Here is a 9,932-nt window from a genome sequence, read left to right on the forward strand (position 1 = left end):
CGCCTACAGCAAAATCCCGCGCCAAATCCCTTCAGCCTCCACTTGGCAACCTAGTTCCCGATTCTTGCTCAGTCTCGCAGCGTAACCCGGACCTCGCACGCGGCTCGACCGGACCCGGGTTTCGCTGGCGCTCCACCCGGGCTACGAAGCTCCCGCGTCCTTGGGAAAACTAGCCGACCTTCGCGTTGTACTGCTCGTCGGTGACATGCTCCATCCAGTTCGAATAGACGCCGTCGAGCGCTTCCTGCATCGCGATGTGTGTCATGGCGTTGGTTGGCGAAGCGCCATGCCAATGCTTCTCGTTCGGCGGAATCCAGACCACGTCGCCCGGCTTGATCTCCCTGATCGGGCCGCCCTCGGCCTGGACCCGGCCGATGCCGGAGATCACATAGAGCGTCTGCCCGAGCGGATGGGTGTGCCAGGCCGTGCGCGCACCCGGCTCGAAGGAGACACGCGAACAGTTTAGCCGCGCCGGCGCGGGCGCCATGATGACGGGATCCTGCAGCACCGTGCCGGTGAAATATTCGGCCGGCCCGCGACGGGTCGGCCGCGTGCCAGCGATATGGATTTCCATGCGCTTACCTCGCTCTTTTGATGTTACTTCTTGCTTGCGGCGTAGTAGCGCGCCTTGGTTTCGGCATTCATCGGATAGAGGCCCGGCAGTGGCACGCCATTGTTCACCTCATTGACGATCCAGGCTTCCATCCGTTCCTGCTCCGGCCCTTCGGCCAGCACCTGGTCGATGAAGGCCTGCGGGATCAGCACCGCGCCGTCCTGGTCGGCGACCACCACATCGTTCGGGAACACGGCCACGCCGCCGCAGCCGATCGGCTCGCCCCAGCCGACGAAAGTCAGGCCCGCGACCGACGGCGGCGCGGCAAAACCGTTGCACCACACCGGCAGTCCCGTGCCGAGCACGCCTTCGAGGTCGCGCACCACGCCGTCGGTGATCAGCGCGGTCACGCCACGCTTCACCATTCGCGCACAGAGAATGTCGCCGAAGATTCCGGCGTCACTGACGCCCATGGAATCGACCACGGCGATGCAGCCTTCCGGCATGGCCTCGATCGCAGTGCGGGTCGAGATCGGCGACGACCAGGATTCCGGCGTCGCCAAGTCCTCGCGCGCCGGCACGAAGCGCAGCGTGAAGGCCGATCCGACCAGCCGTTTCTGGCCCGGCTTGAGCGGCTTGGTCCCGCGCATCCAGACGTTACGCAGCCCCTTCTTGAGCAGGACCGTGGTGATGGTGGCGGTGGACACGTGCGACAGCGTCGCGATCGCTTCTGCAGTGAGGGACATCTTGAAAGATCGGCTCCGGTGGGAATGAATTGGCGCGCGCATCTTGCGAGCCGCGGCACTCGCGTCAAGGGCGAGAATGCAAATCACCGATTACGCTATCTTATCGCCAGCCTGCGGTTTAATTTATTGAAGTTGCTTGGTGATTTTTCACAGGCCGAATTCCACTGCGCAGCAAAACACGCTAGCTTGATGCTCGATGAGCAATGATGCCATGGCCGCCCGCGAAGCCCCACCCCGTCTTCTGCCGAGTGGCGACAGCGCCATCACGGTGGAATTCAGCCGCGATATCGATGACGCCGCCAATCGGCGGGTGCTGGCGCTCGACCGCACCCTTGCCGTGGCGCCGATCGCCGGCGTGACCGAGACCGTTCCGACCTATCGTTCGCTGCTTGTGCACTATGATCCCCTGCAGATCGGCTTCGAAGCGCTCGGGGAACAACTGCTCACGCTGGCGCAGCGCCCCGATCCGGCTGCCGCAAGAACCCGGCGCTGGCGCATCCCCGTGGCCTATGGCGGCGAACATGGCATCGACCTTGATGACGTCGCCAAGGCCCTCAACACCACGCCCGACGAAATCGTCAGGCGCCATGTCGCCGGCGACTACCGCGTCGCCATGATCGGCTTCACCCCCGGCTGGTCCTATCTCAGCGGCCTGGACAAGTTCCTGCACATGCCGCGTCGCCAGAATCCACGGGTGCTGACGCCGGCCGGCACGATTTCGATCGGCGGCGTGCAGACCGGGATCCAATGCATCGCCGGACCCAGCGGCTGGCACCTGCTCGGCCGCACCGCGGTCCGCACCTATCAGCTTCACCGCGATCCGATCTTCCTGCTCGAGCCGGGCGACACCGTCAGCTTCACGCCGGTCGACGCCAGGACCTTCGCCGAGCAGGACCGTGCCGCGGAAGCCGGCGAGTTTGTCGCCGAATTGGTCGCCACATGAGCAAGCTCATCGTCTCCTCGATCGGTCCGGCAAGTTCCGTGCAGGATGGCGGCCGTCCCGGCTCGCAGCGCTATGGGCTGACGCCGAGCGGTGCGATGGATCGTCTGGCCCTGGCGGCCGCGAATACGCTGGTCGGCAATGAGCCGTTCGCCGCTGCAGTGGAGATCGGTCCGTTCGGTGCGAGCTTCACCGCGCGCTGCGGCGCGGTACACATTGCGCTCTCGGGCGCCTCCCGCAGCGCTGATATCGCGGGGCGAACCGTGGCGTTCGATACCTCGGCGACCTTGGCCGACGGCGAGACACTGACACTCGGCTTTGCCAAGGGCGGCGCGTTCAGCTACCTCGCGATCGAGGGTGGCATTGCGGGGGAGCCGATGTTCGGCAGCCTCGCCGTGAACGCGCGCGCAGGCCTCGGTAGCCCCTATCCGCGTCCGCTCCAGAACGGCGATGAACTGCAGGTGCAGCGCGCCAGCGGCGCGGCCGAGCGGCGGATCGAGTTGCCCGAACAGCCGGAGGCGCCGATCCGTATCCTGTTCGGTCCGCAGGACGACGAATTCTCCGAGGACAACAAAAACCTGTTCCTCGACAGCGAATGGACGATTTCCGCGACCAGCGACCGCATGGGCTACCGGCTCGAGGGCCCGGTGATCAAGCATCTGCACGGCCACAACATCGTCTCCGATGGCACCGTGAACGGCAGCATCCAGGTGCCCGGCAACGGCCAGCCGATCGTGCTGATGCCGGACCGTGGGACCAGCGGCGGCTATCCCAAGATCGCGACCGTCATCTCTGCTGATTTCGGCCGCTTTGCCCAGATTTCGGCTGGACACTCGTTCCGGTTCAAGGCGGTCACGATGGCTGAGGCGCAAGCCGAGGCGCGAAAATTCGCCGAACTGCTCCGTACCCTGCCCGACCGGCTGCGCCCGCTCGAAAGCCTTGATCTCAACCTCGAAGCCCTGAGCGCGGCCAATGTCGCAGGCCACGCCGTCAACGCCGTCGACGCCGCGACATGGCAGGTCGCGGAATCAGCGACTAGCTAGCCAAAAGCCACCCACGCAAAGCGGGACAAGCACCATGACTGCTACCATCGACCTCAACTGCGATCTCGGCGAAAGCTTCGGCCCATGGGAGATGGGCAATGACGCCGCGATGATCGAGCTTGCGACCTCCGTCAACATCGCCTGCGGCTACCATGCCGGCGATGCCGACATCATGCGCCGCACCGTGGACCTGGCAAAGGCGCGCGGGGTGAGCATCGGCGCGCATCCCGGCTACCGCGACCTCCATGGCTTCGGTCGCCGCCCGGTTCCCGGCCTGAAATCATCCGAGATCGAGAACCTCGTCGCCTACCAGATCGGCGCGCTGCAGGCGATCGCGACCGCGGCCGGCCACAAGGTCACCCACGTGAAGGCGCATGGCGCGCTCTCCAACGTCGCGTGCGAGGACGACATGACGGCGAGAGCGATCGCGAGCGCGATCAAGGCAGTCGATCCGAGCCTGATCTTCGTCGTGCTTGCCAACTCGAAACTGGTGCGCGCCGGCGAGGAGGCCAATCTCCGCCTGGCGCATGAAGTGTTCGCCGACCGCGCCTATGAGGACGACGGCAATTTGGTCTCGCGCAAGAAACCGGGCGCGGTGCTGCACGATCCCAAGGCGATCGCCGATCGCGTGGTGCGGATGGTGCAGGACGGCGCGGTGGTCTCGGTGTCAGGCAAGGTGATCAAGATGCGGACCGATACGGTCTGCATCCACGGCGACACGCCCGGCGCGGTCGAAATCGCGCGCGGCGTACGGCAGGCCTTGAAGGATGCCGGGATCGCAGTCGCGCCGTTCAAGACGGCGCATTGATAGTCCGCTGAAGGGCCAGCCCGCTCTCCCCGTCATTGCGAGCGCAAGCGAAGCAATCCATCTCACCACTTGCGGAGGCATGGATTGCTTCGTCGCTATCGCTCCTCGCAATGACGGCCGGAGACGATCGAGCCAAGCAATGTTCTTAGAACGGATGGACGGAGAGCGTGCCGAATACGATCGCCGCGATGACGGCGAATGCGCTGTAGAGCGCAATCGTATGGAATCCTGTTCCCGATTTCCGCGACAGGCTGCGCGCGTAAAGATGCAGGCGGGCTTCCGCCGATAGTTCGCGCATCGTCGATCTCCAGTGCGACATCCGCCGCATATGGAATATCGTTCGCGCTCCGACGCAAGACGGCCCCCAAAATAGTGATACCGGCGCTGCCGGCCGGTTCCTTCGAGGGGAATACTTCTCCGGCCAGCTTCACGTGAAGAATATTATTCGTTCGAATTTGCGCCGGATTTCGTGATCAATAGACGTCGAGCTGGAACCTGCTCTTCTTCTTGAGGTCGGCGACGAAGGCGACCGCCTCATCCACCGAGCGGGCGCCGAACTGGGCGACGATATCGACCAGCGCGCGCTCGACATCCTTGGCCATGCGCTTGGCGTCGCCGCAGACATAGACATGCCCGCCTTCCGCGAGCCAGGTCCACAGTTCGCGGCCGACCTCGCGCATGCGGTCCTGCACATAGAACTTCTTCTCGCCGTCGCGCGACCAGGCGAGCGACAGCCGCGTGAGCAGGCCCGCCGTCTTCATCGCATTGAGTTCATCAGCATAGAAGAAATCGCAGTCGCTGCGCTGATGGCCGAAGAACAGCCAGTTCTTCCCCTGCGCGCCGGTGGCGCGGCGGTCGAGCAGGAAGGCCCGGAACGGCGCGATGCCGGTGCCTGGACCGATCATGATGATCGGCGTCTTCGGATCCTGCGGCAGCGCGAATCCGTGCGCCTTCTGAACGTAGACCTTCAGCTCGTCACCAGGATTGATGCGTTCGGCCAGGAACGTCGAGGCAAGCCCGAGCCGCTTGCGCTTGTTGATGATGTAACGCACGCAGTCGACCGTCAGCGACAATTTTCCGGGCGTCGCGTTGTGCGACGAGGAGATCGAATAGAGCCGCGGCTGCAGCGGCTCCAGCGCCTCGACAAAAGCTTCCGGATGCGGCCGTACCTTCGGGAATTTCTGCAGCACCGCCATCACGTCGAGCGTGGCGGCGTCGCCGTCGGGATCCTCGCCTTGCGCCAGCGCCCGCGCCTTCTCGCGCTGCGCGCCGCCGGTCAGATAGGTGATCAGTTCGAACAGCGAGTCCGGCGCCGGCGACAGCGAGACGTCGTTGAGCAGTACCTCACGCAGCGTCTTGCCACGGACTTCAGTCACATGCGAGGCGCCGAGCAGCGCGATAATCTGGTCGACCAGGCCGAGATCGTTCTTGGCAAAAATGCCGAAGGAATCGCCTACGACATAGTCGATCCCGCAGCCGGAGAGATCGAACTCGATATGCCATGTCTCCTTTTCGGAGCCGGGCTTGTTGAGGAGACGGCGCGAGACAAATTTCGCCGGCACCGGATTGTCGCGCGAGCGTCCGGGCTCGCCGGCAGGCGTCGCGTTCGCAGTCACGGCCGCTGGTGCAGACGGTGCTGATGGCGCCTTGTCGAGCTCTTCATACAGCGACTTCAGCATCCGCGCGGTGTCCTTGCCGCCGGGGACGCAGAGGTTGAGCCGCGCTTCGCTCTTGCCCGCGATGGCCTCGGAATAGTCGTGGCAGTTATAGCCGCACTGCCCGCAGTCCTGCTGCGCCATCGCCGCCATCATGCGCCGCCGCAGCGGCCGGCCCTCGGCGAGCTTCATGCGGTCGGCGATCGGCATGGTCTGGTCATGCCACGGGGCTTCGCCGTCATCGCCATCGCCGGTCGCCCCCTGCACAACAGCCGCGCCATACTCCGCTGGCAATGGCGTCGCAGCGTCGGGCGACAGCAGCCCGGCAAAGAAGCCGTTGAGCCAGGAGCGCTGCGCTTCGGAGAACGGCGCGCTGGTGGGGATGATGTCGAGTTTCGGTGGAGGCGTGATCTGGTTCATGCGGATGCCTCGGCGAGCTTGCGCAGCGTCTCGCCATCATGGCGGCGCGCGAAGGAAAGGAAGGGTTCGTCGGCAGATGAACGATGCGCGAGATAGGCCTTCAGCAGCTTCTCGACTGTCTTCGGCGCGTCGTCCGCCTTGAGGTCGTGATAGACCTCCTGCCCGACATCGGCATCGGGGCCGAAGCCGCCGCCGGTGAAGAGATGATAGCCCTCGACCGGATCAGCATCCTCGCCGACATCCACTTTCGCCGCGATCAGGCCGATGTCGCTGATATAGTGCTGCGCGCAGGAATGATGGCAGCCGGTGACATGGATGTTGACCGGCTTGTCCATGGCAACGCGCGGCTCGCACCAGTCGCCGATCTCAGCGGCGTGGCGCTTGGTATTCGAGGCGGCAAAGCGGCAGCCGGCATTGCCGGTGCAGGCAATCAGCCCGGCGCGGATGTGCGAGGCCTCGACCGCGAGCCCGATCGTCTTGATCGCGGCGATCGCGAGTTCAATATTCTCGTCGCGCACGCCTGATATCAGCAGGTTTTGCCAGACGGTCAGGCGGATCTCGCCGTCGCCGAGATCGCGCGCGATCTTGGCCAATCCACGCATCTGCTCGCAGGAGACCTTGCCGAGCGGCAGCGACACGCCGATCCAGTTCAATCCCTCCTGCTTCTGCTTGTGCACACCGATATGCGCCATGCGGTCCGTCAAAGGCCGCGGCGCCAGCGCCTCAGTCGGCACGCGGGTGAAGGGTTGCTTCAGCCGCTCCTCGACCAGCTTCAGGAACTGGTCGTGACCGATCCCGTCCAGAACATATTTCAGCCGCGCCTTGTTGCGGTTGGTGCGGTCGCCGAGATCGATGAAGACGCGGACGATGGCGTCCGCCACCTTCGTCGCCTCCTCCGGCTTGACGATGATGTCGGAGTATTTTGCAAAATCCTTGTGCCCGGTGATGCCGCCGAGGCCGAGCCGAAACCAGACGCCGGGCTCCGCTCCAAACCCGTCCTTCACCTCCACCGCCGTGAAGGCAATATCGTTGGTCTCCTCCAGCACTGCGATCCGGCCGCCGCCATCGAAGGCGACATTGAACTTGCGCGGCAGGCCGTAGAGTGAGCGGTCGTTGAGGATGTGGTGGTGCCACTCGCGGGCGTAAGCGCGCGTATCCAGGATTTCCTGCGGATCAATCCCTGCGGTCGGTGTGCCCGTGACGTTGCGGATATTGTCCGCGCCGGAGCCGCGCGAGCACAGGCCGAGGTCCTGGATGCCCTCGATCAGTTTCACCGCATTCTTCGGCGGGATTTCGCGCACCTGCAAGTTCGCGCGCGTGGTGACGTGGGAGTACGGGCCGCAGAGTTCTTCGGCGAGATCGGCCAGCCCCGCAAACTGCCAGTGCTTCAGGATGCCGTTTGGAATGCGCAGGCGGCACATGTAGGAATCCTGCGCCGGTGCGACGTAGAACAGGCCGAAATAGCGCCAGCGGAAATTATCGGCAGGCGACGGCGGCGCGTCGTCGAGCGCCTGTTGCTTCAGGCGCGGATAGGCATCGAAGGGATGCTCGTCGCGTTTGAATTTCTCCTGGTCGACGAGCTTCTTGCCTGACGCGATGACCTTGTCCTGCGCCTTGATATGCGCGGCATCCGGGCCGGTCGGCTCGGCATTGGCTTTGGCGGCGCCGCCGCCAAGCCCGCGGCCGACCCGGCTGATCTGCAGGCCGGTGGCAAAGCCTTCGAGGTAGCGTTTCTGCTCGTCGGAGAAGTCGACTGAGAGCGGCTCGATTTTCATGGTCTGCGACGAAGCTCCTGCGGCCACGGCGAGTGGCGTCAACGGTGGAAAGCGACCGCTCGGAACCAGCCTGGCACTGCCTTGCTTGATTCCTGGGAACGGTCCGATCAGCTTCGTTGCTGCGGAAATCCATCTTGGACGTGAGCCAGCAGGCATCTGCGACAGGCTGGCCGCACTGCAACATTCAAGTTGCGTGCCAGACGCCGCCGAAGACAATATCACGCTATTTCAGTGTATTAGCCGAACCGCCCGGGAGCCCGGAGGCTAGCCGCGTTGCGAATTTTCGAGCAGCGCGCTCAAAATTTAGCCGACCTGTGGCAACTGCCCACGATCGCAGCACGAATCTTACGGCTTCCAGTAACCGATCTTGAACGCGGCCAGATGCCACCGAATATCGTTGGGATCGAAGGCCGGCCCGGCGAAAGCGCCGATCGGCAGCGGCACATCGGCGGGCGCCGGCCGACCAACAGGTAGCGACCGCTTTCGCGCTTGGCGCCGTCGGGGGAGATCTTGAGCCGCCCGTCGAGGGTGCGCTGGATCACCTCGGCGTCGACGCCGATCCGCTCCGGCTGCGCCAAGATCGCAGCCGCCTCGGCGCGGTTTTCCGGCCGCTCGATGAACTCGGCGGCGCGCAGATGCGCCCGCACCAACGCCGCGACGACGTCAGGATTCTTCTCCGCCCAGTTCTGCCTGATCGCCAGCACCTTCTCGACCGCGGCGACCAGGATGTCGGAAACGAAATGCAGGATGTGGCCGATGCCGAGATCGACTGCGATCGAGTTCCAGGGCGCGCCGACGCAGAACGCATCGACATGGCCGTTGGCGAGGCTGTCGACCATGTAAGGCGGCGGCAGCACCACCAGCCGTACGTCCTCGTCCGGATCAACCCCGCCCGCCGCCATCCAGAACCGCAGTTGATAATTATGGGTCGAGAACGGAAACGTCATGCCGAAGATCAACGGCTCCGCCCCGCTCTTGCGCCGCTTGGCGACCACGCGCGACAGCGCCAGCGCCGTTGCCATCGGGTCGAAACGGTCGCCGTCGAGTTCCTCCATGATCGCAGCATGCAGCGGCGGCGAGACCGTGATCGCGTTGCCGTTGAGGCCGAGATTGAAGGGCGCCACGATCGGCACCTTGACGTGGCCGAGGCCGAGGCTCGAGGCGATCGCGACCGGCGCCAGCAGATGCGCCGCATCGAACAGGCCGATATTGAGCTTGTCGCGGACGTTCGACCACGACACCTCCCGCACCAGGGTGATGTCGAGCCCCTCGGCGGCCGCAAAGCCCTTGTCGGCGGCGACGATCAGGGCAGCGGCGTCGACCAGCGGAATGAAACCGATGCGAAGCGGTGTGGTCATTTGAGCAACTCCGACGCGGTCAGGATCGACTGCGCGATCTCGCCGATCTTCTTTTTTTCGCGCATCGCCGTGGAGCGTAGCAGCACATAGGCCTCGTCCTCGGTGAGCCCCTTCAATTTCATCAGGATGCCCTTGGCACGGTCGATCACCTTGCGCTCTTCCAGCGCGTGCTTGGTGCGGTCCAGTTCGTCCTGCAGCCGCGCGAACACGTTGAAGCGGGACACGCAGAGGTCGAGAATCGGCTTGATACGCTGCTTGTTGAACCCGTCGACGATGTAGGCCGACACGCCGGCCTCGACAGAGGCCTGGATCGAGGCGGCATCGCTCTGGTCGACGAACATGGCGATCGGCCGGCGCACGGCCCGGCTGACCTGGAACATCTGTTCCAGCACGTCGCGGCTGGGATTTTCCAGGTCGATCACGATGATGTCGGGGTCGACGGCGTAGATTCGCGCCAGCAGGCTGTGCATCTCGCTGATATGCACGACGCTGGTATAACCCGCCTCCCGCAGGCCCTCCTCCAGGATCGCGGCGCGGATCGGGCTTTCGTCGACGATGCGCATTGCCTCATCAAGAATGTTACCGGAGAACTGACCGTCAGGATTGGGGCGGCGACACCGAATCGGATCGGTGT

At 64.5% G+C, this 9,932-nt stretch carries 9 protein-coding genes and 1 pseudogene; 3 read left to right on the forward strand and 7 right to left on the reverse strand.

Going from position 1 to position 9,932, the window contains the following annotated elements; translation table 11 throughout:
- Nucleotides 1-169: 169 nt before the first annotated feature.
- Complete coding sequence (locus tag AAFX91_RS34705) at nt 170-574, reverse strand: cupin domain-containing protein (protein ID WP_282531156.1); 405 nt, start codon at nt 572-574, stop codon at nt 170-172.
- A 23-nt stretch (nt 575-597) separates the two neighbouring features.
- Nucleotides 598-1,299: a ribonuclease activity regulator RraA gene (locus AAFX91_RS34710; RefSeq protein WP_394569562.1), complete on the reverse strand. Its 702-nt coding sequence runs from the start codon at nt 1,297-1,299 to the stop codon at nt 598-600.
- A 211-nt stretch (nt 1,300-1,510) separates the two neighbouring features.
- Between AAFX91_RS34710 and pxpB the strand changes: the two genes are divergently transcribed.
- From pxpB to AAFX91_RS34725, 3 genes are read left to right on the forward strand one after another with little or no spacing between them, the layout of a single operon-like run.
- Nucleotides 1,511-2,242 carry a 5-oxoprolinase subunit PxpB gene (pxpB, locus tag AAFX91_RS34715; protein ID WP_394569565.1) on the forward strand — a complete coding sequence of 244 codons (732 nt, stop codon included), beginning with the start codon at nt 1,511-1,513 and terminating at the stop codon, nt 2,240-2,242.
- Nucleotides 2,239-3,282: a biotin-dependent carboxyltransferase family protein gene (locus AAFX91_RS34720; protein WP_394569563.1), complete on the forward strand. Its 1,044-nt coding sequence runs from the start codon at nt 2,239-2,241 to the stop codon at nt 3,280-3,282. The genes pxpB and AAFX91_RS34720 overlap by 4 nt, the downstream gene beginning before the upstream one ends.
- Before the next feature lie 34 nt (nt 3,283-3,316).
- Nucleotides 3,317-4,090: a LamB/YcsF family protein gene (locus AAFX91_RS34725; RefSeq protein ID WP_130583344.1), complete on the forward strand. Its 774-nt coding sequence runs from the start codon at nt 3,317-3,319 to the stop codon at nt 4,088-4,090.
- Nucleotides 4,091-4,235: 145 nt separating this feature from the next.
- Here AAFX91_RS34725 and AAFX91_RS34730 read toward each other — a convergent pair whose 3' ends face one another.
- The 5 genes and pseudogenes from AAFX91_RS34730 to AAFX91_RS34750 form a co-directional block, all read right to left on the reverse strand.
- Nucleotides 4,236-4,388 carry a hypothetical protein gene (locus AAFX91_RS34730; protein WP_165421481.1) on the reverse strand — a complete coding sequence of 51 codons (153 nt, stop codon included), beginning with the start codon at nt 4,386-4,388 and terminating at the stop codon, nt 4,236-4,238.
- A 175-nt stretch (nt 4,389-4,563) separates the two neighbouring features.
- On the reverse strand, nt 4,564-6,165 hold the full coding sequence (locus AAFX91_RS34735) for a sulfite reductase subunit alpha (RefSeq protein ID WP_394569564.1): 1,602 nt from the start codon (nt 6,163-6,165) through the stop codon (nt 4,564-4,566).
- The gene (locus tag AAFX91_RS34740; protein WP_130583342.1) at nt 6,162-7,940 is read right to left on the reverse strand and encodes a NirA family protein; all 1,779 of its coding nucleotides are present in this window, start codon (nt 7,938-7,940) and stop codon (nt 6,162-6,164) included. Before AAFX91_RS34740 ends, AAFX91_RS34735 begins: the two co-directional genes overlap by 4 nt.
- A 345-nt stretch (nt 7,941-8,285) precedes the next feature.
- Nucleotides 8,286-9,298: pseudogene (locus AAFX91_RS34745) on the reverse strand (CmpA/NrtA family ABC transporter substrate-binding protein).
- Nucleotides 9,295-9,861 (reverse strand): ANTAR domain-containing response regulator, encoded by a 567-nt coding sequence (locus AAFX91_RS34750; protein ID WP_394569566.1) that lies wholly within the window; start codon nt 9,859-9,861, stop codon nt 9,295-9,297. Before AAFX91_RS34750 ends, AAFX91_RS34745 begins: the two are co-directional and overlap by 4 nt.
- Between the last annotated feature and the right edge of the window lie 71 nt (nt 9,862-9,932).

This window comes from Bradyrhizobium sp. 31Argb (assembly GCF_043638955.1).
Classification (GTDB): Bacteria; Pseudomonadota; Alphaproteobacteria; order Rhizobiales; family Xanthobacteraceae; genus Bradyrhizobium.